This window comes from Bacillus sp. MSP13, from assembly GCF_000815295.1.
In the GTDB taxonomy this organism is placed as follows: domain Bacteria; phylum Bacillota; class Bacilli; order Bacillales; family Bacillaceae; genus Bacillus; species Bacillus vallismortis.
In genome coordinates this window covers 142,816-169,591 of record NZ_JXAQ01000003.1, presented here as the reverse complement: position 1 = coordinate 169,591, position 26,776 = coordinate 142,816, and the positions used below count along the sequence as shown (strand labels likewise).

General features: G+C 45.1%; 28 protein-coding genes. 9 read left to right on the top strand and 19 right to left on the bottom strand.

Annotated elements, in window-relative coordinates; genetic code table 11:
- Positions 1 to 104: 104 nt before the first annotated feature.
- Both SC79_RS02240 and pgl read left to right on the top strand, forming a co-directional pair.
- The gene (locus SC79_RS02240; RefSeq protein ID WP_039073697.1) at positions 105 to 965 is read left to right on the top strand and encodes a dimethylarginine dimethylaminohydrolase family protein; all 861 of its coding nucleotides are present in this window, start codon (positions 105 to 107) and stop codon (positions 963 to 965) included.
- Between the two features lie 89 nt (positions 966 to 1,054).
- The gene (gene pgl, locus SC79_RS02235) at positions 1,055 to 2,104 is read left to right on the top strand and encodes a 6-phosphogluconolactonase (protein WP_039073696.1); all 1,050 of its coding nucleotides are present in this window, start codon (positions 1,055 to 1,057) and stop codon (positions 2,102 to 2,104) included.
- Between the two features lie 41 nt (positions 2,105 to 2,145).
- On the opposite strand, the gene SC79_RS02230 is transcribed toward pgl, so the two are convergent.
- The 10 genes from SC79_RS02230 to proG form a co-directional block, all read right to left on the bottom strand.
- On the bottom strand, positions 2,146 to 3,135 hold the full coding sequence (locus SC79_RS02230; RefSeq protein ID WP_039073695.1) for an ABC transporter ATP-binding protein: 990 nt from the start codon (positions 3,133 to 3,135) through the stop codon (positions 2,146 to 2,148).
- On the bottom strand, positions 3,132 to 4,037 hold the full coding sequence (locus tag SC79_RS02225; RefSeq protein WP_039073694.1) for a C40 family peptidase: 906 nt from the start codon (positions 4,035 to 4,037) through the stop codon (positions 3,132 to 3,134). Before SC79_RS02225 ends, SC79_RS02230 begins: the two co-directional genes overlap by 4 nt.
- A 17-nt stretch (positions 4,038 to 4,054) precedes the next feature.
- On the bottom strand, positions 4,055 to 5,134 hold the full coding sequence (gene ykfB / locus SC79_RS02220; RefSeq protein WP_039073693.1) for an L-Ala-D/L-Glu epimerase: 1,080 nt from the start codon (positions 5,132 to 5,134) through the stop codon (positions 4,055 to 4,057).
- On the bottom strand, positions 5,131 to 6,090 hold the full coding sequence (locus SC79_RS02215) for a S66 peptidase family protein (protein WP_039073692.1): 960 nt from the start codon (positions 6,088 to 6,090) through the stop codon (positions 5,131 to 5,133). Before SC79_RS02215 ends, ykfB begins: the two co-directional genes overlap by 4 nt.
- 87 nt (positions 6,091 to 6,177) lie before the next feature.
- Complete coding sequence (locus SC79_RS02210) at positions 6,178 to 7,827, bottom strand: peptide ABC transporter substrate-binding protein (RefSeq protein WP_082022505.1); 1,650 nt, start codon at positions 7,825 to 7,827, stop codon at positions 6,178 to 6,180.
- A gap of 3 nt (positions 7,828 to 7,830) precedes the next feature.
- Positions 7,831 to 8,838: an ABC transporter ATP-binding protein gene (locus tag SC79_RS02205; RefSeq protein WP_039073690.1), complete on the bottom strand. Its 1,008-nt coding sequence runs from the start codon at positions 8,836 to 8,838 to the stop codon at positions 7,831 to 7,833.
- A 4-nt stretch (positions 8,839 to 8,842) separates the two neighbouring features.
- Complete coding sequence (gene dppC, locus SC79_RS02200; RefSeq protein WP_039073689.1) at positions 8,843 to 9,805, bottom strand: dipeptide ABC transporter permease DppC; 963 nt, start codon at positions 9,803 to 9,805, stop codon at positions 8,843 to 8,845.
- A gap of 5 nt (positions 9,806 to 9,810) precedes the next feature.
- Positions 9,811 to 10,737 carry a dipeptide ABC transporter permease DppB gene (dppB, locus tag SC79_RS02195; RefSeq protein ID WP_039073688.1) on the bottom strand — a complete coding sequence of 309 codons (927 nt, stop codon included), beginning with the start codon at positions 10,735 to 10,737 and terminating at the stop codon, positions 9,811 to 9,813.
- Positions 10,738 to 10,754: 17 nt separating this feature from the next.
- Entirely contained in the window at positions 10,755 to 11,579 is an 825-nt protein-coding gene (gene dppA / locus SC79_RS02190; RefSeq protein WP_039073687.1) for a D-aminopeptidase DppA, read from the bottom strand.
- A gap of 125 nt (positions 11,580 to 11,704) precedes the next feature.
- Entirely contained in the window at positions 11,705 to 12,523 is an 819-nt protein-coding gene (gene proG, locus SC79_RS02185; RefSeq protein WP_039073686.1) for a pyrroline-5-carboxylate reductase ProG, read from the bottom strand.
- A gap of 174 nt (positions 12,524 to 12,697) precedes the next feature.
- Here proG and htrA point away from each other — a divergent pair, with 174 nt between their 5' ends.
- Positions 12,698 to 14,056, top strand: coding sequence for a serine protease HtrA (gene htrA, locus SC79_RS02180; RefSeq protein ID WP_039073685.1), 1,359 nt, complete (start codon positions 12,698 to 12,700; stop codon positions 14,054 to 14,056).
- Positions 14,057 to 14,460: 404 nt separating this feature from the next.
- On the opposite strand, the gene SC79_RS02175 is transcribed toward htrA, so the two are convergent.
- The gene (locus tag SC79_RS02175) at positions 14,461 to 15,411 is read right to left on the bottom strand and encodes a ring-cleaving dioxygenase (RefSeq protein ID WP_039073684.1); all 951 of its coding nucleotides are present in this window, start codon (positions 15,409 to 15,411) and stop codon (positions 14,461 to 14,463) included.
- Positions 15,412 to 15,795: 384 nt separating this feature from the next.
- Here SC79_RS02175 and steT point away from each other — a divergent pair, with 384 nt between their 5' ends.
- The 6 genes from steT to spoIISC all read left to right on the top strand — a co-directional run bounded on the left by steT (position 15,796) and on the right by spoIISC (position 20,280).
- On the top strand, positions 15,796 to 17,112 hold the full coding sequence (gene steT, locus SC79_RS02170) for a serine/threonine exchanger (protein WP_010330437.1): 1,317 nt from the start codon (positions 15,796 to 15,798) through the stop codon (positions 17,110 to 17,112).
- A 273-nt stretch (positions 17,113 to 17,385) separates the two neighbouring features.
- Positions 17,386 to 18,003: a DUF47 domain-containing protein gene (locus SC79_RS02165; RefSeq protein WP_003218470.1), complete on the top strand. Its 618-nt coding sequence runs from the start codon at positions 17,386 to 17,388 to the stop codon at positions 18,001 to 18,003.
- A gap of 12 nt (positions 18,004 to 18,015) precedes the next feature.
- Positions 18,016 to 19,017 carry an inorganic phosphate transporter gene (locus SC79_RS02160; RefSeq protein WP_039073683.1) on the top strand — a complete coding sequence of 334 codons (1,002 nt, stop codon included), beginning with the start codon at positions 18,016 to 18,018 and terminating at the stop codon, positions 19,015 to 19,017.
- 109 nt (positions 19,018 to 19,126) lie between these two features.
- Positions 19,127 to 19,873: a toxin-antitoxin-antitoxin system toxin SpoIISA gene (gene spoIISA, locus SC79_RS02155; RefSeq protein WP_039073682.1), complete on the top strand. Its 747-nt coding sequence runs from the start codon at positions 19,127 to 19,129 to the stop codon at positions 19,871 to 19,873.
- Complete coding sequence (spoIISB, locus tag SC79_RS02150; protein ID WP_039073681.1) at positions 19,873 to 20,043, top strand: three component toxin-antitoxin-antitoxin system antitoxin SpoIISB; 171 nt, start codon at positions 19,873 to 19,875, stop codon at positions 20,041 to 20,043. Before spoIISA ends, spoIISB begins: the two co-directional genes overlap by 1 nt.
- Before the next feature lie 84 nt (positions 20,044 to 20,127).
- Entirely contained in the window at positions 20,128 to 20,280 is a 153-nt protein-coding gene (gene spoIISC, locus SC79_RS20865) for a three component toxin-antitoxin-antitoxin system antitoxin SpoIISC (protein WP_142354823.1), read from the top strand.
- Here spoIISC and SC79_RS02145 read toward each other — a convergent pair.
- The 8 genes from SC79_RS02145 to SC79_RS02110 all read right to left on the bottom strand — a co-directional run bounded on the left by SC79_RS02145 (position 20,277) and on the right by SC79_RS02110 (position 26,776).
- Complete coding sequence (locus tag SC79_RS02145; RefSeq protein ID WP_039073680.1) at positions 20,277 to 21,368, bottom strand: acyltransferase family protein; 1,092 nt, start codon at positions 21,366 to 21,368, stop codon at positions 20,277 to 20,279. The two genes, spoIISC and SC79_RS02145, sit on opposite strands and share 4 nt — an antisense overlap.
- A 70-nt stretch (positions 21,369 to 21,438) precedes the next feature.
- The gene (locus tag SC79_RS02140; protein WP_039073679.1) at positions 21,439 to 22,335 is read right to left on the bottom strand and encodes an N-acetylmuramoyl-L-alanine amidase; all 897 of its coding nucleotides are present in this window, start codon (positions 22,333 to 22,335) and stop codon (positions 21,439 to 21,441) included.
- A gap of 12 nt (positions 22,336 to 22,347) precedes the next feature.
- Complete coding sequence (locus tag SC79_RS02135; RefSeq protein WP_039073678.1) at positions 22,348 to 22,611, bottom strand: phage holin; 264 nt, start codon at positions 22,609 to 22,611, stop codon at positions 22,348 to 22,350.
- 12 nt (positions 22,612 to 22,623) lie between these two features.
- Complete coding sequence (locus SC79_RS02130) at positions 22,624 to 22,893, bottom strand: hemolysin XhlA family protein (RefSeq protein ID WP_039073677.1); 270 nt, start codon at positions 22,891 to 22,893, stop codon at positions 22,624 to 22,626.
- A gap of 52 nt (positions 22,894 to 22,945) precedes the next feature.
- Complete coding sequence (gene xepA, locus SC79_RS02125; protein WP_039073676.1) at positions 22,946 to 23,785, bottom strand: phage-like element PBSX protein XepA; 840 nt, start codon at positions 23,783 to 23,785, stop codon at positions 22,946 to 22,948.
- 41 nt (positions 23,786 to 23,826) lie between these two features.
- Entirely contained in the window at positions 23,827 to 23,991 is a 165-nt protein-coding gene (locus SC79_RS02120; RefSeq protein WP_039073675.1) for an XkdX family protein, read from the bottom strand.
- Positions 23,988 to 24,317, bottom strand: coding sequence for an XkdW family protein (locus SC79_RS02115; RefSeq protein ID WP_039073674.1), 330 nt, complete (start codon positions 24,315 to 24,317; stop codon positions 23,988 to 23,990). The genes SC79_RS02120 and SC79_RS02115 overlap by 4 nt, the downstream gene beginning before the upstream one ends.
- Positions 24,318 to 24,337: 20 nt before the next feature.
- A complete protein-coding gene (locus SC79_RS02110) occupies positions 24,338 to 26,776 on the bottom strand; it encodes a pyocin knob domain-containing protein (RefSeq protein ID WP_039073673.1) in 2,439 nt (812 codons plus the stop codon).

Sequence of the window (26,776 nt, the reverse complement as noted above, 5' to 3'; positions counted from 1 at the left end):
TCTAAAATTTAAAATGGTTTGCCTGTCTTCTTTCCAAAACGTTTAAGGATTTTGGCGATGGGGGAATAATACCTGTATTCTTCAAACGGTCAGGAGGAGAACCTATGGAAGCATCCATCCCGAAACAACAGCAAAAAACGGTATGCCGAACGGAATACGGCGCACTTGAGAAAGTCATTTTATGCAGGCCGGAGCATATGACGATAAAAGATGTCATAAACGAAACACAAAAACATTTTGAAGAGGACAATATCCATGTCAAAACCGCTACAGATCAGCACAGCCGCTTTGTTGAAGCACTCAGGTCACACAACATTGAAGTCATTCATTTGCCCGTGCGCGACGGACTCCCCGAGCAGGTCTTCACTAGGGACATAGGGTTTGTCATCGGAGAAAAAGCCTTCCTCTCGAGCATGACGGAACCGATTCGCCAAGGGGAAGAAGCTATTATAAAAGAGTTTTTCCACACTCAAGGCATTTCTTACACCCGTATGCTTCATACAAGCATTGAAGGCGGTGACGTCATAATTGATGGCGATATTGTCTACGTCGGAATCAGCCAGCGCACGGATATGTCAGCCATCGGCCAGCTAAAAAAAGCGCTTCCTGGCTATACAGTCGTCCCCGTTCACCTGCATGAAAAATATTTGCATTTGGACTGCGTATTTAACATCATATCTGAAAACGAAGCGTTAATTTATCCTCAAGCCCTTGAGCCAGAGGAAGTTGATATGCTGGCAAAACGTTATAATCTCATTGAAGTGCCGGAGGATGAACAATTTACGCTCGGAACCAACGTCCTTTCCATTGGAAGAAAAACGATTATCAGCCTCCCTTGCAACCGCCATGTCAATCAGCAGTTATTAAATAGAGGCTACCATATCATCGAAATTGACCTGACAGAAATTATTAAATCAGGCGGCTCCTTCAGGTGCTGTACGATGCCGCTGATTCGCGGCGAATGAAGAATCCTCCCATTTTATACGTTTTGAACAGCTTATTTTATCAAGATACGTTAATATAGAGGTGACATCATTTTTAAGGGGGCATTCGCATGACAAAGTACATAGGATATGTCGGAACATATACAAAAGGCGGAAGTGAAGGAATTTATTCTTTTGAGCTTGATACTGAGAAAAAATCACTCAGTGAGCCAAAGCTTGCCGCTAAACTGGGCAATCCGACGTATGTAACACCGAATAAAAACAACACCATTCTATATTCAATTGAAAAAGCAGACGGCCAAGGCGGAGTTGCTGCCTATCAAATCGATCAAAACAGCGGTGAATTAACATTTCTGAATCATCAGTTAATCGATGGCCCATCGCCATGCCACGTAAGCGTTGATGATCAAAATCAGTTCGTACTGACTGCCAATTATCACAGCGGGAAGGTCCACGCTTTTCCGGTTCAGGAAGACGGAAGCTTGCAATCACCTGCTTCAGAAGCCGCCCACACAGGAAAAGGGCCGCACGAAAGACAGGAAAAACCGCATACACACTACGCTGGATTCACACCTGAACACAACTATGTTGTAGCGGTTGACTTAGGAACTGATAAACTGTACACCTATAAGCTGAAGGACGGCGGATTCACTGAATCCGGAAGCCATGCCTTCGCTCCCGGCGCAGGACCTCGCCATATCGCTTTTCATCCGAAAGAAAAGTACGCTTATGTGATGACAGAATTAAGCAATGAAGTGATTGCGCTTGAATACAATCCGACAGCCGGAGAATTTAGAGAAATCCAGGTTGTCTCTGCCATTCCTGATGATTTTACGGATAACAGCCAGGGAAGCGCCATTCATGTCACACAGGACGGACGTTTTGTTTATGTCGCAAACAGAGGCCATGACAGTATCGCTGTCTTTGAAGTGAATCAATATTCAGGCGAGCTGGCTTTCGTGGAAAGAGTTTCGACAGAAGGAAACTGGCCTCGTGATTTCGTCCTTGATCCAACAGAAGCGTTCCTTGTTGCTTCAAATGAAGAAACAGGCAACCTTGTCCTATTTGAAAGAGACAAAGAAACCGGCCGATTGACAGTGCTTTCTTCAACTGTTTCCGTCCCTTACCCGGTATGCGTGACATTTTTACATCAAGCATAAAAGCAAAGACTGGCTCCGCAAAACGGGCCAGTCTTTTTGATTTATCTCACCTTTTCTTTCGTATCAGCATTTCGATACAAATGGCACGCAACAAATCGGCCTGCTTCGATTTCCTGAAGCTGAGGACGAGATTTCCCGCATTCAGGGATTGCCTCCGGACAGCGTGTCCGAAACACGCAGCCGCTCGGCGGATTGACCGGGCTCGGCAGCTCCCCTTTTAAGAGGATGCGCTCGCGCTTGTCCTCCAATTCAGGGTCCGGAATCGGAATCGAGGACAAAAGCGCCTTTGTATAAGGATGCAGCGGTTCGCGATACAAGGTGCGGCTCTCTGTGATTTCCATCATGTGCCCTAAGTACATCACACCGATCCTGTCGCTGATATGCTTCACCATCGAAAGATCATGGGCAATAAATAAAAACGTAATCCCTTTCTCTTTTTGAAGCCGCTTCAGCAGGTTGACCACCTGCGCCTGAACCGAGACATCAAGTGCAGAAATCGGTTCGTCCGCCACAATACATTCAGGATTCAGCGACAGTGCTCTGGCAATCCCGATTCTTTGTCTCTGCCCTCCGCTGAATTCATGAGGATAGCGGCTGCCAAAGTCCGAGTGAAGCCCCACTGCCTCAAGCAGCTCGTCCACAACGAGAAGCCGCGCTTTATGGGTATTGTATAGATTGTGAATCTCCATCGGCTCCAAAATGATTTCTCTGACGGTCATGCGCGGGTTTAATGAAGCATAAGGATCCTGGAAAATCATCTGCAGCTTGCGGTTGAAAGCAAACTGCTCTTTCTCACTTAGTGCGCGGAGGTTTGTGCCGCGGTATTTCACACTTCCTTCCGTTGGCTGATACAGGCGCATCAGCACTCTCCCCAAGGTTGATTTTCCGCACCCTGATTCACCGACTAGCCCGAATGTTTCTCCCTCAAGAATCTGAAAGGTAACCCCGTCGACGGCTTTGACCGTCCGCTTTTTCCCTGCGTCAAAGTGCATTTTCAGCTGGCTGACCTCTAACAAAGGCAGTGGCGTCATTTGTCTCCCTCCTCCTCTGAAAAACAGCGGCGGACCGCACAAAGTTCTTTTTCATAGATGGTCTCTTTCAACGTGAGGATTTCGATTGATTTTCCTGTCTTTGGAGAATGAAGCATTTTCCCGCCGCCGACGGACAGACCGACATGATGAATCGCTCCTTTTCCTTCCTCATCAGCAAAAAACAGCAGATCACCGGCTTTCATAGCATCAACCGGGATGTCCTTCCCCGCCTTTGCCTGATCTCCCGCATCACGAGGGATGCAGTATCCATTGGCTTTACATATACTGTACATAAACCCTGAGCAATCAAATCCAAATCCGCTGATCCCTCCCCACAGGTAGGGCAGTCCGCGAAAAAACATCCCCGTTTGAATGATGTCTTCAACAGTCCCTTTCTGTTCGCGGACAGGCGCTGCGTCCGTTTGCTTCACAAATCTTTCCCCCAAAGCGGTTGAAACCTTAAGATATCCGTTTTCTTCTGCAATAAAGGGCAGGAGCGTTAAAAAGCTTAATTCAATTTCCTTTTCGCCATTACTTTTATATAAAAAGGCAGCAGGTTTGCTGATCATCACATCGCTTTGCGTCTGAATGAGGCTGATTTTTTTCAGCTGGTTCTTTCTCATCCAGCCCGGATATCCGCGCGGATCCTTTCGGGATAGCTGGCTCGGCACGATCACAGAAACCCATTCGCCCTGTTCTCCTGTCACCAATACCTTTTCGCCAAAGAGAACCTGGGTCTGAATCACATTGTCTGTACATAATCCAAGCCTGTCATCATACGTCATGCGCTCCAGCCAGTCTCTGATCATTACGGTCGGACGAAGCATCACTTGGTCAGCAGGACGCGGCGAATCAGGCGCGGTCCAAATGTTGGCCACTGCTGATATGACAGTATGCATCATGGTTTTATTTCCCCTTTCTATAGCGCAGCTCCGGTGATTCCGAGACCCGGTTTGTCAGGCATCGTAATTTTGCTGTTGCTGTATGTGATCCCGCCTTTGATGACATCTGTTTTCAGCATCAGCGGCGCGTCAAAATCAAAGCGTGTAATATTTCTTTTGCTTGCGGCGAAATGCGCCGCGGCCGTAATGCCCAGCTTCGTTTCGATCATGCTGCCGACCATGCACTCCACTCCGCACACCTCGGCCATGGCATTGATTCTCTCTGCTCCGCTGATGCCGCCCGCTTTCATCAATTTAATATTAAGTAAGTCAGCGCTCCGGGTTTGAAGAATGTCGAACGCCTGCCGCGGCGTAAACACACTTTCATCAGCCATAATCAGTGTACCTGTCGCATCTGTCACCTTTTTAAGCCCTGCGAGATCGTCTTTATGGACAGGCTGCTCGACAAGCTCAATGCCAAGACCTGCATCCTCCATTTTCCGAATGGCTGTTATCGCTTCCTTCGGCGTCCAGCCCTGGTTGGCGTCTAATCGAAGTTTCACGGCTGGCCCGACACGTTTTCTGATCTCTTGGATTCGGGTGATATCTGTTTCGATATCATCTTTGCCGACTTTTATTTTCAGCGTTTGAAAGCCTTGTTTGAGATATTGCTCAGCATCAGCTGCCATCTCTTCAGGCGGGTTGACGCTGACGGTATAGTCCGTTTCCAGCGTATCTCGGTATCCGCCGAGCAATTGGTAAAGCGGCAGTCCGCACATTTGCGCCCAGCCGTCGTATATCGCCATCTCCACAGCCGCCTTCGCGCTCTGGTTTCCTGTGAGGAGATGCTGAATGTCGTGAAAAATGGCCTCACAGCCGGACAGGCTTTTTCCAACTAGTGCCGGCTTCAAGACATTGTGAATCGCACTTTCAATGCCTTCCATGCTGTCTCCTGTAATCACCATCGTCGGAGGCGCCTCCCCCCATCCGATAGCGCCGTTGTCATAAGTGATCCTTACAATGACCGATTCAGCTGTATGCACAGTGCGAAGCGCGGTTTTAAACGGCTTTGTCAGCGGTACGGCGATTCGGGTTGTTTCGATTCGCGTGATTTTCATGTCTTCAGCGCCCCTTCTGAAACGCCCGCCTCGATCACGACTGTTTTTTGTTCTGTATTCATAGCAGCTTGCGCACCGATCGGTACGGCGAAACTCGGTGAGCAGTGGCCGATTTCACATCCTCTCAGAGCAGGCTTGCCCGCCGAAACAATATAGTCTTCAAGCACCTGCTCAAGCGAGAGGGACTTCTCCCTCTTCACCGGGACACAGTTATGAAAATCACAAACAAGAATTCCGGCTGCATCGGTCAGCTTTCCTGCCATTTTCAGCTGATTCAGCATCCGGTCGATTTGATACGGCTCCTCGTCTATATCTTCAATAAACAGAAGCTTCCCTCTCGTATCAATTTCAAACGGCGTGCCCAGCGTAGACGTCAGCAAAGAGAGGTTTCCTCCGACAAGCTCGCCTTCCGCTTTCCCCGCTACAAGCACGGTTAGCGGAGAAAGCTTTTCAGTATAGGTGAATTCCGTCTCTTGGAAGAGCTGCTCATACGACGCTTTTGTCAGCGGGTGAACGTCGTCGAGGCCAATATCTGAGCTGAGCATCGGGCCATGGAAGGTGACAAGGCCTGTGTTTTGATGGATGGCAGTATGTAAAAACGTAATATCGCTGTACCCCCAAAAGATTTTAGGATGTTTGCGAATTAAGCTGAAATCAATGCCAGCGGCGATACGTCCTGTCCCAAAACCCCCGCATGCGCACAGCACGGCTTTTACCTCCTCGTCTCTGAACATCTCATGGAGATCAGCCAGCCGCTCATCATCCTGTCCCGCTAGGTAACCGTGCTGGTTTTTTAGCGCCTTGCCCAATTTCACCTTTACACCTAGCTCTTTTAAAAATAAAAGCGCAGTGTCAAGCTTTTTTGGATCCGGGGGGCTTGCGGGCGCGATTACTCCGACTGTATCACCCTTTTTCAGCGCTTTCGGCTTGTGATTCAACTGAATCGCTCCTTTCATTTGCTCTGCACCCTACGTATACGTGCAAGAATGAGAAAAAATACCGCTTCTTCGCGATAAAGAAGCAGTATATCTCAATTGCCGGCGTCAGTTTTTATCGGCCCATTTTAAATCGATATAGCCGACAGGATGCCGGACGATTCCCTTCACATGTTCGTTTTGAAGATTGACCTGGTTATAGAAATAAACCGGTATGATCGGGGCTTCATTGACCAACAGCTTTTCCGCTTGATGCATGAGGGAAAAACGCGTTTTTTCATCGGCTTCATGTTTCGCCTGTTTGATCAGCTGATCGTATTTCGTATTGGCCCAGCCTGTGCGGTTCATCGAATTTCCTGTTTGGAAGGCTTCCAGAAAACTAATAGGGTCCGCGTAATCAGGCAAAAATGAACTTTGAGAGAATTGGAATTTTAGCGCTTTTTGGTCTTCTAAAAATACGTTCCATTCCATATTGGCCAGCTTCACATCGACTCCAAGGGTATGTTTCAATTTTTGCTGGATCGCTTCGGCAATTTTTTTATGCTCGGGCTTTGTGCTGTAAGTGAGAGTGATCGCAGGAAGCTTATCATAGTTTTCTTCCTTCATGCCGTTTTCCAGCAACTGCTTCGCTTTGTTTTCGTTTGGTGTGAGCAGGTCTCCGCCCGCTTCACGGAAATCCTTGCCGTCAGGCTGCGTAAACCCGGGCGATACAAAAGCGCGTGCCGGCTTTTCATTGTTTTTTGTGACGTATTTTACAATTTCCTCTTGATCGACAGCCATCGCAAAGGCTTTTCTGATGTTTTTATTTTGGAACGGCTCCATGTTGACATTAAACCGGTAGAAATAGAGGCCCGCTTGGCTGGCAATGCTGACGTTTTCCTGATCCATCAGCTGCTCGCTCAGCTCAGCAGGGACATAAGCGGTATCCAGTTCCCCAGACTGAAACATCTGGTAATCTGTATTTCTATCACTGACCATCGCCCATTTCACCTTGTCAAGCTTCACCGTGTCTTGATCCCAATACGTGTCGCTTTTCTTCATTGTGATGCTGTCATCATGCTTCCATTCCGTCAGCTTAAACGGACCGTTCCCGACGAATGTATCCGCCTCAGCAAACCACTTTGGATGTTCTTTATCGACCTTTTCGTTTACTGGAAAATACGCCGGATTGGACACGACGCTGAGAAAATATTTTTGCGGTGCTTCAAGCGTTACTTCAAGGGTTCGATCATCCTTTGCCGTCACCTTCACATCCTCTTTTTTCCCTTTCCCGCTGTTATACGCTTCACCGCCTTCAATAAAATAGCCTAGAAACGCGGAGGAAGCCCCTTTTTTCGGATCAAGCATCCGTTTCCACGCGTATTCAAAGTCTCCGGCCGTTACCGGATCTCCGTTTGTCCATTTCGCATTTTCCCGTATCGTAAATGTGTAGGTTTTTTTATCTTTTGACACAGACCACTTTTCCGCCATTGCCGGTTCAGGCTCATGATCTTTGTTAAGACGTGTCAGCCCCTCCATGATGTTATTCAACGGCTGCCACGATACATTATTAAAACCGATTGGCGGATCGAATGAAGTCGGTTCATTCTCGTTATTTACATACAGCACTTTTTCTCCGCTTGTTTTCGCTTTGTCATTACCGTTTTCTTTTCCGGCTTGTTCGTTTGCTGTACATCCCATCAATGCAAATGAAAGCCCTAATGCAAGACTCATTCCCCAAAGCTTTTTCACTCGTTTCATTCTCTTCCCCCTTTTCATGGATCAATCCTTCGCGTCGCCGTACAGCACCGCATGCTCAGCCCGTTGATCCTGCAGCCAGCAGTTGACGGTGTGCGTGTCAGACCTGATCGTCTGGCCCGGGTATACCCTGTCACACACGATCATCCTGTTCGGACAGCGGGCGGCAAACGGGCAGCCTGGCGGAGGTGAAAATAAATCCGGCGGCGTTCCGTCAATTGGAATCAGCTCCGCGCCCTCCGTATCCAACCGCGGGACAGAGTTCAGCAGCCCTTTCGTATAAGGGTGCTGAGGCTGATAAAAAATATCTTTTCTCGTGCCGATCTCCGCTATTTTGCCGGCATACATCACTGCGACTCTGTCGGCAACTTGGGCAACGACCCCTAAATCGTGTGTAATCAGAATGACAGACACATTCGTTTTTCTCTGAATCTCTTTAAACAGCTCCAAAATCTGTGCCTGAATGGTCACGTCAAGTGCGGTGGTCGGTTCGTCTGCGATTAATATGTCAGGCTCGCACATGAGCGCCATCGCAATGACGATCCGCTGTCTCATGCCGCCGCTGAATTGGTGTGGATACTGTTTGAGACGCTCTTCGGGATCGGGAATGCCGACCAATGACAGCATGGAAAGCACTTCTTCCCTCGCCTCTTTTTTGCTCCTGTTTTTATGGCGCAGAAGTGCTTCCCCCAGCTGGTCTCCGATCGTCAGCGTCGGGTTTAACGCCGTCATCGGGTCTTGAAAAATCATAGAAATGTCGGCTCCTCTTATGCTTCTCATGTCTTTGTCAGAGAGACGGCAAAGGTCTTTGCCCTTAAATAGAATGCTGCCGTCCGTCACCTTCGCCGAGTAGGACGGAAGCAGGCCCATGATGCTTTGGGAGGTAACGCTTTTGCCGCAGCCGGATTCGCCGACGATTGCAAAGGTTTCACCTTGATACAAATCAAAGCTGACCCCTCTGACCGCCTGAACCGTCCCGCCGTAAGTCGTAAAAGAAACGTGCAGATGTTTGACTGACAGAACTTTTTCCATACAGCTACCTCCTCAGCTTAGGGTCGAGCGCATCCTGCAATCCGTCCCCGAGCACATTAAACGCATACATTGTCAAGGAAATGAAAAAGGCCGGAAAAAACAGGCGCCACCAATGCCCGGATAAAATTGTAGGCAGGCCGTCATTCGCCATCACACCCCAGCTGGCAAATGGGGCCTGTATGCCGAGGCCGAGAAAGCTTAAAAAGGATTCTGCGAATATAGCGGCAGGTACGGTTAATGTCATTTGTACGATAATCGCTCCCATTGTATTCGGAAGCAGATTCTTCCGGATGATGCGAAAGGTTTTCGCACCAAAGGTTTTCGAGGCGAGTACATATTCATAATGTTTCATCTGAAGCACCTGTCCTCTTACAATTCTCGCCATGCCGACCCACCCGGTCACAGTCAGCGCCACAATGATAGTGCCGAGTCCCGGCCCCATTAGCACCATCAGCAAAATGACAACAAGCAGATACGGCAAGCCATACAGCACTTCGATAATCCGCATCATGATGCTGTCAGTCCTGCCGCCTTTATAGCCGGCAACACCTCCATAAATGACACCGATCACAAAATCAATCAGCGCTGCCATCACGCCGACAAATAACGAAATCCTCGCTCCGTACCATGTGCGGGTAAACACATCCCGGCCGAGCTCATCGGTGCCGAACCAATGCTCGGCTGAGGGCGGAAGATTTTGCTCAGTCAGCGATTGGCGCGCGACACTGTGGGGCGATAAAAAAGGCCCGATCACTGCCATGACAAAAAGAATTAAAAGAATCAAGAGCCCCGCCATCGCTAATTTATTTTTCTTCAGCCTCCTCCAGGCATCCTGCGTGTATGACAAACTCGGCCGCTTAACCGAATCGGCTTCTCGATTTTTTTCCTGATTCGAGACAAACCACTCATCCGGCACCTGAAAATCTTGCTCTGACTGGCGTTCATCTGTTTGTACAGGGAGATTCACACGCCTCACCCTTTCTTATGCAGTTTCATACGCGGGTCCAAGAAACCGTAAGCCAAGTCAACCAAAAACAGCATGATGATCAGAATGACGCTGTAAAAAACGGTCGTTCCCATAATCACGGGATAGTCCCGCTGATTAATGCTTTCAACAAAATATTTTCCCATTCCCGGAATGGCAAAGATTTTTTCAATGACAAAGCTTCCTGTTAAAATGCTGGCGACGAGTGTGCCCAGGACGGTAATGACGGGCATAAGTGCATTTCTGAGTGCGTGTTTTATGACAATTTTGAACGGAGAAAGCCCTTTTGCTTTTGCTGTGCGGATATAGTCCTGTGTCAGGACTTCGACCATGCTTGACCGTGTCAGCCTGGCAATGATCGCCATTGGCCCTACAGCAAGCGCCGCAGTCGGAAGCACCATATGAATCGGACTCGTCCATGTGGCAGCGGGAAATAGTTTGAGATTGACAGCAAATTGCTGAATGAGCAATGTTGCCAGAATAAAATTCGGAATGGAGATGCCAAGTACAGCCAGACTCATCGCGGCGTAGTCCAAAAAGCCATTGCGGCGGAGCGCAGCGATTACACCCAGCACGAGCCCTGAAATCACAGCAATGACAATCGCTGTCATTCCAAGCTCAAAGGAAACGGGAAATCCGCGTTCCAGCATGTCGTTTACGCTGTCTGACGGTTTTTTAATGGAAGGTCCGAAATCGAATGTAATGATGGATTTTAGGTAGATGATGTATTGGAAAATGAGAGGATCGTCTAAGTGATAGTAGGCTTCGAGATTTTTTTGAACGGCTTGATTTGTGCCTCTCTCCTCGTTAAAAGGAGATCCGGGAATGACCTTCATGAGAACAAAAGTCAGGGTGGTGATCACCAAAATCGTAGCTGCCATTGCCCCAAAACGCTTCATCATGTATCGAGCCAATGCCTAAAACACCCCCTTCAGCTGAATGATGTCCGCATCGCAAGCTCAGTCATGACAAGCATCGCCTGATAGGCTTCAAGCATGTCCTTCGCCTGAAATTGAACAGTTGTGGTACCCGGGTTGATTTCAGTTCCCGGCATCAGGTTGGCCCATTCTGCCTGGCCGTAATTGGCGAATTCAATGCCTAAGATCGGTCTGTCAGGCGGTGTGAGCGGTTTGACTTTGTCTTTGTTTTGCAAGGCAAATGCGGTTTTTTCTGTCAAAAGCCGGCCGGCTTTCGCGGGGGACATGCACTTCACTGCGGATCTTGAAATGGTTTGTTTGACAGCGGCTGTCGTGACATTCGGTATGAGCTCTTCCGCTTCCTTGGCCGCCCGGTCATCTCCGGCGACCATAATTACCGGAACATCATAATAACCGGCAACATACGCATTTAACCCAAGCTCACCGACAGGCCGATCGTTTATGTAAAAATGCCTGACGCCGAAAATCATGCTGTGCGACATCACACCGGGAGTCGAAGCTCTCGCATGATAACCGAGAAACAAAGCGCCTGTGAACGTATCATCCAACCCTTCTACCATTGAAAACGGTTTGACGTCACCGGAAATCAAGTCTGCTTCAGGATGAAGCTTTTCGACCAACAGATTATTCATCTTCGAATGGCTGTCATTGACCAGCACCTCGGTACACCCGCTATTAAACGCTTCGGCAATACAGTAGTTTGCTTCTTCAGTCATGATAAGCCGCCCGCGTTCGTAATTTCGCTTGCCGGAATCTACAAAGGTATCATCCGGAAGACCCGAAATCCCTTCCATATCTACTGACATGTACAGTTTCATAACGCTCCTCCTTTTTACTAAATTATGAATATTCTAACAAATTATATTAAAAAAAGAGGAAAAATGCAATATAGCTGGGGCAAATCACAACTTTTCAGTGAAAAAATGAATCCTCTTTCAAGGATTCACGTCTGTTTCTCCGCCTGTTCTGTTAGCAGCTCATATTTTTTCAAGGTTCTTTCAAACACCTCATCAAAAACGTCCGGCACCAAGGTCCGGATCACCTCAGCTCCCTCTCCTGTGATTCCGCCTTTCGTTGCGACACGTTCCAGCGTTTCCTCGAAAGACATCTTCTTTTCGATCAGCAGCTTGCCAGTTCCATATAGCGAGTGAATCAGAAAATCAAAGGCTTCTTCCTTGGACAGGCTGCTGTTTCTTACTGCAGACAGCGCCAGTTCTTCGAAGATGGCAGCTATGAACCCTGGTGCCGAGCTCGTCAAATTGCTGGCGGCGTCTATATTCGATTCATTGATTTCTCGTACACGGCTGAAAACCGATAACCGTTCATTCAGGCGTTCTTTTTGATCAGTTGTCAGTGTTTCACTGTGAACGACAAGCGAGATGCCCGCTTCTGCTTCGGACGTAATGGCAGGGATGACACGTGATATACCTGCTTCCGTTTCAGCCTCCAAAAGACGCAGCGGCACACCGGCGGCAATGGATACGATATGCGTGCTCCTGTTCACATACGGGTGCAGACGGCGCAGTGTTTCAATAACTTGTAGCGGCGGGACACATATCAATATCAAACGGCATGTATCCGCCCAGTTCTCAAGCGAATCAGCCGATACATGTGGATAATCTGATATTAGCGCCTTCAGCCGCTCCCCTTTCGTTCTTGTTTCAATAAAGAGTTCATTCTCCTTGATTTGCCCATGCTTCAACAGCTGCCTGGCGATCATATCGGCCATGCTGCCATATCCAATCAATCCAATCTGTTCCATCGACTCAGTCCTTTCATATACAATAAGAAGTGTACCGTTTTCCGCCCTTTTTCACAATTTCCCATAATCTTTTCATTTTTATCCCACAGTTTTTGTTTATGATAAACTCAAGTCATAAACCTATCATAATCAAATTGAAAAAATGTATGAAAATAGAGAAATGGAGTGAACATGATGGATAACTATCGTGACGAAAACAAAACGGAAGGAAATGAGAATGAGGTCTTTCTAGCGAAAGAGAACGATCAGGGCACCTCCTACTCAGCCCATAACGTCATTCATGATCAGGAGAAGAAAAAACGAGGCTTCGGATGGTTCAGACCGTTGCTTGGCGGCGTAATCGGCGGCAGTCTCGCTCTTGGCATTTACACGTTTACACCGCTTGGCGACCATAATGCCCAGGACACAGCAAAACAATCATCAGGCCAGCAGCAAACGCAATCTGTTACTGCGAAAAGCACATCCTCTGAATCTGGCAAAGGCTCGTCAGACTCAAGCAGCTCATCTGCATTCAAGAGCGAGGATTCTTCTAAAATCTCAAATATGGTGGAAGAGATTTCACCGGCCATTGTCGGTATCACTAATCTTCAGGCCCAGTCAAACAGCTCTTTGTTCGGCTCTGGCTCATCCGGTTCCAGCGAAGATACGGAAAGCGGTTCAGGATCTGGTGTCATGTTTAAAAAAGAGAACGGCAAGGCTTATATCATTACGAATAACCACGTCGTAGAAGGGGCATCTTCACTGAAGGTATCTTTATATGACGGGACTGAGGCGACAGCAAAGCTGGTAGGCAGTGACTCGTTAACAGACTTAGCGGTCCTTCAAATCAGTGATGACCACGTAACAAAAGTGGCAAGCTTTGGCGATTCATCCGATCTCAGAACAGGCGAGACCGTCATTGCGATAGGAGATCCGCTCGGAAAAGATCTGTCCCGCACAGTAACGCAAGGAATTGTAAGCGGTGTGGACAGAACGGTTTCAATGTCCACATCAGCCGGTCAAACCAGCATTAACGTGATTCAAACCGACGCAGCGATTAACCCAGGTAACAGCGGTGGTCCATTGTTGAATACAGACGGCAAAATCGTCGGCATTAACAGTATGAAAATCAGTGAAGATGATGTTGAGGGCATTGGATTTGCGATCCCAAGCAACGATGTAAAACCGATTGCAGAAGAATTGCTGTCTAAGGGGCAAATTGAACGCCCTTATATCGGTGTCAGCATGCTTGATTTAGAACAAGTGCCGCAAAACTACCAAGAAGGCACACTCGGCCTGTTCGGCAGCCAGCTGAATAAGGGCGTATACATCCGTGAGGTCGCCTCAGGCTCTCCTGCTGAAAAGGCTGGATTGAAAGCGGAGGATATTATCATCAGCCTGAAGGGCAAAGAAATCACTACAGGCAGTGAACTGCGCAATATCTTATATAAGGACGCAAACATCGGTGATACCGTGGAAGTGAAAATTCTCAGAAATGGCAAAGAAATGACGAAAAAAATCAAACTCGATCAAAAGGAAGAAACAACTTCGTAAGACATAACGCCTCAGGCCGCAAAGCGGCCTGAGGTTTTTTATTGGACAAAAGGCCTGTCAGCTCAGCGAAACAATCTGCCTCAACATCTAAGAAACTGGTATGAACATAGAAAACGCGGCATCGAGCATGGTATCAGCAAGCTTAATTTTTCTGCTTCTATTATCTTTTTGTTTCTTCCTACTGTATCTGCGTCATATCCAGCACATCAAAATTTCCGGGTTTCCATATCTGTATTTTACATTTGTGTGTCGATCCAATACATTAAGCTGCTTTTCCTTCTCAATATCCCCAAATGCCGATACACTTATCTTTGTCAACAATCTGGAACCCTAGGCCTAGTCTAGGGTTTTCTTTTTCACACAAAAAAGCCTTCCGGCACGCCGGAAGGCAAATGAATTACAAATTATTGAATCGGTTTTAGTTTTGCTTCAATTTCAGCTCTTCGATGCTCAAGGTATGGCGGAAGAGCGATCGTTTGGCCAAGCTCATCAAGGTTTTCATCTACCATAAAGCCCGGTCCGTCTGTTGATAACTCGAACAAAATGCCGTTCGGTTCTCTAAAATAAAGCGCCTTGAAATAGTAGCGTTCAACGATGCCTGAGTTGCTGTAGCCTTCCCGGCTGATGATCCGATGCCAGCCGGCTAGTTCTTCTTCATCTCTTACCCGGAACGCAACATGGTGGACACTCCCTTTTCCTTGGCGCTCGCGTGGAAGATCGTTTCTTTCTATTAAATGGATTTCTGTTGCAGCACCGCCTTCTCCAGATTCCAAAATAACGGCGGTTCCTTGTCCTTCGACTGATTCACGGCTGATTTCTGCAAAGCCGAGAATATTTGTCAATACGTGTAAGGTTGGTTCAGCGTATGGCACAGTCAGTTCAACCGGCCCTAATCCGCGAAATGAAAACTCTTCCGGAATGCCGCTCTGTTGAACAGGCAGCCCATATCCTTTGCCTTTCTCATCAGCAGTCAGCACCAAGCGCTGTCCTTCATGATCTTGAAATGCCAATATGTCGCGTCCCGCTCTTTTCGCGATGCCGCTATGCGCCACCTGATGCTCTTCAAAACGTTGTTTCCAATAATGCAGGGCTTCTGTGCTTGGAACGCGCAAACCAATAGAAGAAATACTGTTTGTACCCGCATGAAACGGCGCAATGCGGGGAATCTCGAAAAACGTCAGCTCAGTTCCCGGATTTGCCACTTCATCTCCGTAGAACAGATGATACATTGTCGGTTCATCTTGGTTGACGGATTTTTTGACGAGTTTTAATCCTAATACTTTTTTATAGAAATCCAAGTTTTGTTGTGCGTCGGCCGTTAATGCAGACACGTGATGAATACCGTTGACTTTCATATGCTATCCCTCCAGGTTATTTTATCTCGATTTCGAGATATTATATCATAGTTGTATAGTTAGTGTTCTAATAACAAGGTATTTTATTCCCTTGGGAAAGTCAACATATCAGCTTCAACGAAGATTCGTTATTTTCACAAGAATTCACACCTCACTCGATGCGGGATAAACCCCTCACGAAAACACGAACTTTATATCCTTATTAACAGTAATTTATTCGTTTATAACATTTTAAATCAGGAATATCTTTCATTTTATCAGCTGCAATAATGCAAATATCGAAAATCAGAAAATTTATTTTATTTCACTTTTCTAAAATAGGGTTTACAATATGAAAAATAGATTCTTCATCATGAAGCTTCAACATCATAGGAGGTTAAGGACATGCATACTGAAGACAACGGGTTAAAAAAAGAGATAGGTCTCTTGTTTGCCCTTACTCTTGTTATCGGAACCATTATCGGTTCAGGTGTGTTTATGAAACCTGGCGCCGTTCTCGCTTATTCTGGAGATTCAAAGACAGCGCTTTTCGCTTGGCTGTTAGGCGGCATTTTAACACTGGCGGGCGGTTTGACAATCGCGGAAATTGGAACGCAGATTCCGAAAACCGGCGGGCTCTATACGTACCTAGAAGAAGTGTACGGAGAGTTTTGGGGATTTTTGTGCGGCTGGGTACAGATTATCATTTACGGTCCGGCGATTATCGGCGCGCTGGGTTTATATTTTGGATCTTTAATGGCGAATCTTTTCGGCTGGGGATCTGGCCTATCTAAAGGAATTGGAATCTTAGCCGTTCTCTTTTTATGTGTCATTAATATTATTGGTACAAAATACGGCGGCTTCGTCCAAACGCTTACAACAATTGGAAAGCTGATCCCGATTGCATGCATCATCATTTTTGGCCTTTGGAAAGGCGATCAGCACATCTTTACAGCAGTAAACGAAAGCATTTCTGATATGAACTTCGGAGCAGCCATTTTGGCTACACTGTTTGCTTACGACGGATGGATTCTTTTGGCCGCTCTCGGCGGAGAAATGAAAAATCCTGAAAAACTGCTGCCACGCGCAATGACAGGCGGATTATTAATCGTAACAGCCATCTATATTTTTATTAATTTCGCATTGCTTCACATCCTGTCAGCGAATGAAATTGTCACACTAGGCGAAAATGCGACAAGCACCGCTGCCACCATGCTCTTCGGTTCCATCGGCGGAAAACTGATCAGTATTGGTATTATTGTCAGCATCTTCGGCTGCTTAAACGGAAAGGTTCTTTCCTTCCCGCGTGTGTCCTACGCGATGGCCGAGCGCAAACAGCTTCCATTTGCCGATAAACTGTCACATGTGCATCCGACGTTCCGCACGCCATGGATTGCGATTTCCTTCCAGATTGCTGTATCTTTGATCATGATGCTGATCAGCAACCCTGATAAGCTTTCGGAGATCTCTATTTTCATGATCTACATTTTTTATGTCATGGCTTTTTTTGCAGTATTTATCCTCCGCAAGCGAACGAAGGGAGAAAAGCGCGCCTACAGTGTCCCGCTTTACCCATTCATGCCGATTTTGGCAATCGCGGGCTCATTCTTTGTATTAGGAAGCACTCTGATTACAGATACACTGAGCTGCGGATTATCCATTCTGATCGGCCTTGCCGGACTGCCTGTTTATTACTGGATGAAAAAACGAAAAGCAAGCTGATAAAACGGTTCCCTCATTTAGGGAGCCGTTTTTTGGTGTAACAGAAGAGAAATGTTGACAGGAAAAACACAACTTTTGATATACTTTTTACGTTAAGCAGAAGAATTTTGCTCATATGGTTCGTTTTTTGTGCCGAAGCAGGCCAATATATGGACATGATTTACCGAAAAAGTCAAGGCACGTTTTTTTCGACTTTACCTGTTTTTTTTCGACAAAAGGCTATATAATAATTTGATGTGTGCATTGTCTCATTCAAACTATGGAGGGTTTTTAATGATAAGAAGAAAAAAAGATAAGTTCTCACTCCTTTTAACAGAAATCGCAAAAAATATAGACGAAACTGCCGAATATTTTGTGAACTTTAAGGTCACAAACCAAACGACGCTTAAAGAATTCGCAGATACGTTAAAAGAATATGAAACAAAAGGTGACAATCATGTTCATGTCATGATTAAAGAGCTTAACAAAGCGTTCATCACTCCTATTGAACGCGAAGATATCCTTCAGCTGACAAACAGCCTGGATGATGTGCTTGACGGCATCGAGCATTTTTCTGCCATGATGGAGATTTTCTCAATCACTTCATCAGACGAGCATATCGATAAATTCAGCGGATACATCAGAGAATGCGCGAAAGAAATTTTGATTACAATTGAGCTGCTGGCAGAAAACCGCTTAAAGGACATTCAGCCACACGCGATCAAAATTAAAGAGTACGAGCATAGCTGTGACAACCTGCACAGAAAATCATTAAAGAATCTTTTCGGAAACGAAACAGATCCGATCAAAGTGATTCAATATCGTGAAATTTACGAAACACTTGAGGAGATTGCTGACTCTTGCCAAAGTGTTGCCAATAATCTTGAAACCATCATTATGAAAAACGCGTAACGAGGGATAAAAATGGATATTCTATTCATATTAACGATACTAATAGTCATTTGCGCTCTGGCGTTTGATTTTATCAACGGGTTTCACGATACGGCGAACGCCATTGCAACGTCTGTATCGACAAAAGCGCTGAAACCTCGCCATGCCATTATTATGGCGGCTGTGATGAACTTCATCGGGGCGATGACATTTACAGGTGTTGCCAAAACCATTACGAAAGACATCGTGGACCCTTATACACTGGAAAACGGCTCAGTTGTCATTTTGGCTGCGCTACTTGCCGCGATTGCCTGGAACCTGATCACGTGGTACTACGGCATTCCAAGCAGTTCATCTCATGCCATCATCGGAGCTATTGCCGGTGCAGCTATTGCGGCAGCGGGTTTTGCTGCGTTAAATTATAAGGGCTTCATCAAAATCATTGAAGCACTCATTCTATCACCCATTATTGCCTTTATTCTTGGTTTTATTCTTTACAGCATCGTTAAGGTGATTTTTAAAGACAGCAATTTGTCGAAAACGAATAAGCAATTCCGCAGAGTGCAAATTGTAACAGCTGCCCTGCAATCATATACGCACGGAACAAACGATGCGCAAAAAGCCATGGGGATTATCACAATGGCTCTCATCACAGCGAATTTACATACTTCTGCTAATGTCATTCCAACATGGGTGCAATTCGCCTGTGCGACAGCCATGGGTCTCGGCACTTCAATCGGCGGCTGGAAAATCATCAAAACCGTAGGCGGAAAGATCATGAAAATCCGTCCGGTAAACGGTGTTTCCGCTGACTTAACAGGAGCAGCCATCATATTCGGCGCCACATTTATTCATTTGCCGGTCAGCACAACCCACGTCATTTCTTCATCAATCCTTGGCGTCGGTGCGTCACACCGCGTAAAAGGCGTAAACTGGGGCACAGCTAAACGCATGCTCGTGACATGGGTCATTACGCTTCCGATTTCAGCGACACTCGGTGCCATCGCCTACTTTATTTTAAATATGATTTTTTAATGGTACACCGCTTCTGTCAAAGGAGCGGTTTTTTTGATGAAACAGGAAAACCAGCCGGATCTCTCGAATACAATAAGCAGAACCTATTTCAGATGTGAGGGATTCATGTATGCTTTTATTCTTTCAGATCATGGTCTGGTGCATCATGGCCGGATTAGGCTTGTACGTTTACGCCACGTGGCGTTTCGAAGTGAAAGTCAAAGAAAAAATGTCAGCCATCCGGAAAACATGGTACTTGCTGTTTGTTTTGGGTGCTATGATATACTGGACATATAAGCCCTCTTCCCTGTTTGACGACTGGGAACGGTATCTCATTGTCGCCGTCAGTTTCGCTTTAATTGACGCTTTCATCTTCTTAAGTGCGTACGTCAAAAAACTGGCCGGCAGCGAACTGGAAACAGACACAAGAGAAATCCTCGAAGAAAACAACGAAATGCTCCACATGTATCTCGATCGGCTGAAAACATACCAATACCTATTGAAAAACGAACCGATCCACGTTTATTATGGAAGTATAGATGCATATGCTGAAGGTATTGATAAGCTGCTGAAAACCTATGCAGATAAAATGAATGTAACGGCCTCCCTCTGTCACTATTCAACACAGACCGACAAGGACCGATTAACTGAGCATATGGACAATCCCGCGGACGTGCAAACACGGCTCGATCGAAAAGATGTGTATTACGACCAATACGGAAAAGTGGTTCTCATCCCTTTTACCATCGAGACACAAAGCTACGTCATCAAGCTGACGTCTGACAGCATTGTCACTGAATTTGATTATTTGCTTTTCACATCATTAACGAGCATATATGATTTGGTGCTGCCAATTGAGGAGGAAGGTGAAGGATAATGGAACGCGCGTTTCAAAACGGGTGCGAGCCCAGAGCGGAAAAACCGTCAAAGATCCTGAAAAAACGTTCAACCACCAGTGTCGCAAGCTATCAAGTCAGCCCGCATACAGCAAGAATCTTCAAAGAAAACGAACGGCTAATTGACGAGTATAAACGAAAAAAAGCATGATCACACTAAAAGGACAAGGGAAAACAGCTCTTGTCCTTATTCCTTTTCTTAAAGGGCTACATATAATAAAACAAACAGAGGATATTGTCAGGTGATATAGTGAAAAAATTGGTGAGGCGTGTGAAGTTAGTTGATTATGGAAAGTTTGGCCTTTCCGGGTATTCGCTTCGGGTGAGGGAGCGCAGTGCCATGGTATTGAAGCATCTAAAAAAACGAACAAAAAAAAGCGACATTTAAACCACATGTCGCTTTTTATAGTCATCATTTTTATCTTTTTGATTAATGAGCCGTGCATAAAAGAATTCTAAATACTTCATTGGATAAATGATATATTTCACTATGCGGTTAAATGCGCGCGATCCGAAAAGAGACGTTATTCCTAATGCCATTGTAAAACATAACATTAATCGCGTGTCAGGGTTTTGCTCGTTTAACCAGCTATTATAAGTAAATAGCGGGAAGACAAAGATCATATGAAATAAAAAGATCGCAAGTGAGTTTTCTCCCCATTGAGTCAATTTGTTTTTGCCTGCCCCAACTAAATTTAATAATAAGAAAATGCCTAACACAGCTAATGAATAATGAAAGAATACAATCCCAGTATAACTATGATTCTCTATTTGGAACTTTTGGTAGCCAAGAAAACCGAAAAACAGCTGATCAAATTTATCATGATGCTTACCTAGAATAATAAATACCACTACAGAGACAGCTAAAGTGAAAAATAATTTAAACTTCAATTTGTCTAAAGAAGAGTATATTTTATTCATGAGGTCTCTTGAACAATAAAAACCAGCCAAGAAAAATGGAAGGAAAACAAAGGTTCTTAAAATAGACATTGTTTGCGTATGCATGTTGCTGTAGTATACTCTGATAAATTCCACAATTTGATCTGCGTAAAATCTAGAATAAAAGCTCAGCACCAGCAACAAAATCAGCAACACCGCTTTTAAAACGTTTCTTCCGTTTATTTTCTTTAAAACAATAGCCAATGCATACCAGCTGCCCAGACTGACAATATACCATAAATGAGTATGCGGTCTGCCGTAAGTCAATTGCATGACAGAAAAATTACCTGCGTAGTAACGGTACACACAGTAAAAGGTTTGAAAAATAACATATAAGAGGATAAGATTGATGACTTTTTTCATTGATGGCCTTTTTGAAAAATAACCATTAAGAAAAATAAAAGCAGGCATGTGGAATGAATAAATGATTTCAATCATATTTTCCAGCCCGCTTTTACTTGCAATTAATAGATGACCAAACACTACAAAAAATATTAATACGCCTTTTACATTATTTAATCTAATATCTTTTTGCACAGTATAACCACCCAAATACAAATTCATATTCAGTATGGTTTTACTAGCAGGCGTTGTCAATGTTTTCTTTTTATAAACCTAATAGAGCCTTGATCTTTGCTCTTGTCGCCGGTCCATAAATACCGTCGGCCGCTAAACCATTAACAGACTGGAAACGCGCAACCGCATCAGCCGTTTTCGGTCCGTAAATGCCATCAATTCCGTTGTCGGCAGCTCCTTTATCAGGATAAAAATGAAGAGCGGCCAGCGCTCGCTGCACCTGAAGGACGTGTTCCCCTGAGGTGTAAGGCGTTGTCAGTTTGATGATACCGTCCGGGAGCGGATAAAGCTCTGGTTCTTCAGCATTCGATGGCGCACTTACAAGTAACACTTGACCGACCTGAATGAGATTCGGGTCTTCAATATGATTCCACTCTTGCAGCTGAGCAACAGTGACACCGAACGCTCTCGCTATGGATGTAAGCGTATCACCCTGTTTCACGACATAGGTTTGGCTCGCGCCTCCCCCAATCCCAGCTTTAAACGTATCCCATATATTCAACAGCTGGCGCGGACATTCCTTCCCTGACCAATACTTATGAGGGACGACATTGGCGAGACTGATCTTGTGTTCAGCCATTAATGTTTTGATAAGCCACTGGGCATTTGCTGTTGCTTGTGCGAAATCTCCATCCGCATTTTCACAAATTTCAATCCCGATAGAAGCCCGGTTGCCGCTGCCGTTTCCGTCTCCCGCATGCCAGCCGTTTTCATTTAATGGCAGATGCTGATAAATGTCTGTATCATCAACAGTAAAATGCCAGCTTGTCGCCGTATCTGGATTTTTCAAATAGCGGGCATGCGCCTCAGCATCCGCTCCGGGTGCAGTGTTCGCTGTATTATGAACTGTAATATAAAGCGGAGTCATCAGGTAGCCAGGACGGTTATTTGCCCCGACTGGAATAAAGTCTTGAATCACGTTCAGCATGTTCAACTCTCCTTATTTCGTCAAATTATTTTCCTTTAACAAGTCACGCTGTTTTTTTCCTTTTTCTGTTACATAGTTGTTTTTAAACCAAGCGGCAAGTGTCGTTCCAATTGTAAAAATGAGAGAGGCTGCAGTATAGAGTGCGTCCGCAAGCTGATTGACCTGCTCCTCCTGAATGTCCAATGGTGATTTGCCAAACATCAGCATGGTTTGGTTAATGAATGCAACCAAAAGAAGCACCGTCCTGATGACCGTGCCTTTGTCATACGTTTTCATGAAAATCCCCCTTTAATGCTGCAGCAGGTTGTACATAATGGCGATGGCTCCGCCAATGATCCCTGTGCATACTGCTGTAACAATGGCACCTGTGATGGTGCGTTTAATCCACGTTGTATTTTCATCAATTTTGTTTAACTTTTCGTTCAGCGTCATGATTTGCTGGTCTTGCCTGTCAGATACGCGTTCCAATACGGAAACCCGCTGCTCTAGTGCTTTGTGTTCACCCTTTATGTCTGTTAAATCCTGCTGAAACACATTCACATCTATCTCTTGCTGCATCACTCACTCCTCCTTTACATGCGGATCACCTCCCTTCCGAGGGCCGAAATGGTTATGAAATCGCGGTTCCTTTTACCGAAAGAGATCCGCCGGTGATACTGGCGATCTCCATGATGATCTCCTTAAACCCTTTAATATCAAAAGCCCACGCCTCAGCTTTCCCTAACGTACCCGAGGCAGAGGACGCATCATCAGATTTCACGCCTCTGATTGGAAGTTTCTGTCCTGACAACGATTTACCCCAAAATTTCACCTCACTCGTTTCCGCTGTGCCGTATACTTCAACGAGTAAATGCTCGGCACCGTTCACAAGTAAAGCAGCACCTTCGCCGGCAGAATCGGCATTTTCATGAAAGACAAAGTCAAACGTGTTGCCGGCTTTTACTTTCAGCAAGCCATCGTCTGTCTGAATCGTCGAAAAGTCAATCTGCAAAGGAGCTTTTTCACTTACGCGCACATCCATTTCTCCCGCGCCTACTGATTGGTAGACTGCAAATTCCGATTGCTGAAGGTTCCCGTTCACATAACGGAAGCGGTAATAGCGTTTAGATAGATATATCCAGTCCGTCTCCGTCAGGACACCAGCTGAGACATTAACTGCTGCTGTTGTTGTCCAAACATTGTTATTCTCGCTTTCTTCCACAAAGAGCGTGCCTTCGTGATCAGCATACGCCCAGCCCTTTACTTTCGAAATCAGAACAGCGCCCAGTCTGTCTTGTCCGAGCTGACTGTATGCCTCAGTTGCCTTTAAGGCAGCGTTTGTTAAAATCTCCGCGACACCTGACAAATTCGAAACAGGTGTCACAAAATCATTTTTCTCTCCTCTGTAGGGCCTTACAGCTCCGGCTTTTCCAGTCTTATCGAGAGGAAATTCGTATTGATACTTCACCATCTTCATCCTCCTTTTTCTAAAAACAGGCAAAATAAAAAAGCCTACATGGCTTTGCCGGTAATGTCTTTATACTGGTCAGGGGTAATCAGCTTTTTATTCACACCCTCTGCCAGATCCTCAATTGAACAGTCTTGATATGCGATGGCCTGTTTCACCATCTCCGCTGTCGCCCATTCAAAATGCAAGGCAAGCACCCAATAATTCATTCAGCATGATCTCCTTTCAAGGAAAGTAATGAAAGCTTAATATCTGACAGCTCGCTCCCCAATGTTTTGTTCAGTTCTTCAAGCTGCTTGCGAGCCAGCTTTTCCTGCGACAATTCCTGAGCGAGAAGCTCCACCTGATTAGGCGGCTCGTACGGCGGATTTTTTCGTGATTCCTCCCACCAGGATTCGAGTTCTTTTTGGGTTGGGATGGGGGCGCGCAGGTTCCAATTTTCAATATAAGAACCATTACCGTCATTACGCAGCTCAAAATCTTTTCTTGGCACTGCGTGTGGGTATTTGTACATGATGGCGTCGTATAATATCATTTAAATACCTCCTATAGTTATTAGTAATTCCGCCCACCTAGTTCTAATATATCAAAGTAATTAAAAGTAATTGGTTTATCAGCGATATATCGAGCTGCTGTGCCTGTATACCCGACATAAACATAAATTTCAACGTAATCTCCTGCATTTAGCGGGACTGTCACCGAACCTGTAACTGTAGCATTAAATTCATTCGTGTCATTGTTATCTTTAGGTGAAGTTATTCTATATTGATTTATTAATTTATACTGTGTTCCATTGACATAGGCGTATAACTCAAAGTTTGAGTATTGCAATTTATTGTCTACAAATATACTAGCATTTATTAAATACATGCCAGGATGACTTGCCACAAATCTGCTATTTTGTGAATCATATAAATTGTGGCTGTCTTTCACAGTGTTTTTAAAATAAATTTTATTTTGTTCACCTTTTTTTAGTTCTTGTTTTCCGTCTGTACCAGCGATTACGTGAGCAAAACCTGAGATTTTTTCCCATTCCGTCCAACCAGACTGATTATACCACTGACGTATCCAACTACCTGTTCCAGAATAAGAATATGAAAAATTACCGTTATTATAAAAATATTGAGTAAATCGATAATTATTATATTTTTCATTTCTCACAAGTCCCAACTTACCGGGATAACCGGTTGTATTTTCTTGATCAATAACCATCAATGTAATTCCTGAGGGATATGCATCACCACCAGTTCTTGCGTCTTGAATTGCATTAGAGCCTGTAAGAATAGTTAGTTTCTGATTTGTATAGTTTGTATCAACATAGTTTTTAGCATCAGCTAAGGCTTTATCTGCTTTTACCTGTGCTCCTTGTGAATATTCAATCTCCATCCATGGAGTCCACTCTTCTGAATCTTGCTTTTTATTTCGAATGAATTTTCTTCTATTGTCTGGAATAGAAGCTGTTTCTCCCGAATAAGAAGTAAATTCTTGATAAGGATAGGTTCCAACATTATAGACAAGCAAATACCCATTTCTATTAATTGGGGCATTTAATTCCATGGTCGTTGAATAAATATAATAAAACCCCGTTTTTGTTATATTATTCAAATCTTCAGTGTAGTATTTCCCCAACGTCCCATCATCTTGAGTCAATTTAAAAACCTGGCTGTTATTCCACTTAGTTTTATCATTCTGTGTAACATGAATTTCCATGTTATTTGCATGACTGTCCGTATAAAGCTTTGCTGTATTTAAAACAGATTCTAGTTCATCTGACGAAGGAATGGTAATAAACTCAGTCCAACCTACAGTATCGTACCAATGGCGAATAAAGATTTTCTTTTGGCCTGTGTTTCCGGCATAAAAGAAAAATTGAGCAAAACGGTATTTACTCGATTTTATATTCAGCACTTCACCGTATTGATAGGGATATCCAGTAGATCCCTGAAGAATGGCGACAGTAGTAATACCAATTGGATAGTTGTTTCCAGAGTACGTTGCGTCTTGATAAAGTGACTCATCAGCAATTTTATTGATATTTTCACTTTTCAACTCATCTGATGTAACCAAACGTTTCCATCCTTTGAATTCACCGTTAGTATGAACCATTCCGATCCACATGGTGACGTCAAAGCTTTGGTAAGCAACGATGGTTTTTCTGCCGCTCTCACCTTCTATCACATCATAATTATACCAAGCATTATCACCATCAACCGGATTGTTTACTACATTCTTTCCTACTCCATAATAAAAACCCGTCGATAATGATAGAATATCAGTCCCATCAGGAATCCCAGTTCTTCTGCCATTATCTTTCGTTAACTTTGTCAGTTGAGCCCCGTTCCATTTTGTACGTTCAGCATTTGTGATATGAATATTGCTATTGGCAGTATGATTGTCCGTATAAGATTTAGCATTTGTTTCAGCTTGATCAGCCTTCTGTGTTGATCCACTTTCTGTCTCGAAACTGACCCACTCAGACCATACACCCCCTGTTAGAGTTTTTCTCCAGATGCCCCCATCGTTTGTCATAGCCACCGCTTCCCCTTCTATTTCTGAAGAGTACAGATAAATGCCTTTAGTGGGTTGCGGAGGTGTATTCAGACCTGTTTTTGCCGTGTAAAAAGTAAAAGATCGCTTTTGTTGAGCAGCTATCTCGTTAAAGTCTTGTCCATTGTCAATAGTAATAAAGACTGAACCATCATCTTTCGTAATCTTAGATAACTGCGCACCATTCCATTTCTCCCGCTCTTCCTCAGTAATGTGCCGCACCTGATCTTGCTCATGCTTGTCAAAATCCTTCTTCGCCGCCTGCTGCACGTTATCCACATTCCCCAGCCCGACTTGCGCCTTTGTTGTGTTGTGGGGGTTGTTCATGTCGTTTTTGTGGGCGGCCAGGTCTGTGTGGGCGTCTTTTATGCCTTTTTCCCAGCGGTTGACGTCATCTTCGTTGATTGGGTCGTCCGGGAGCCAGTCTGTTTTTTCTTCGTATGCCAT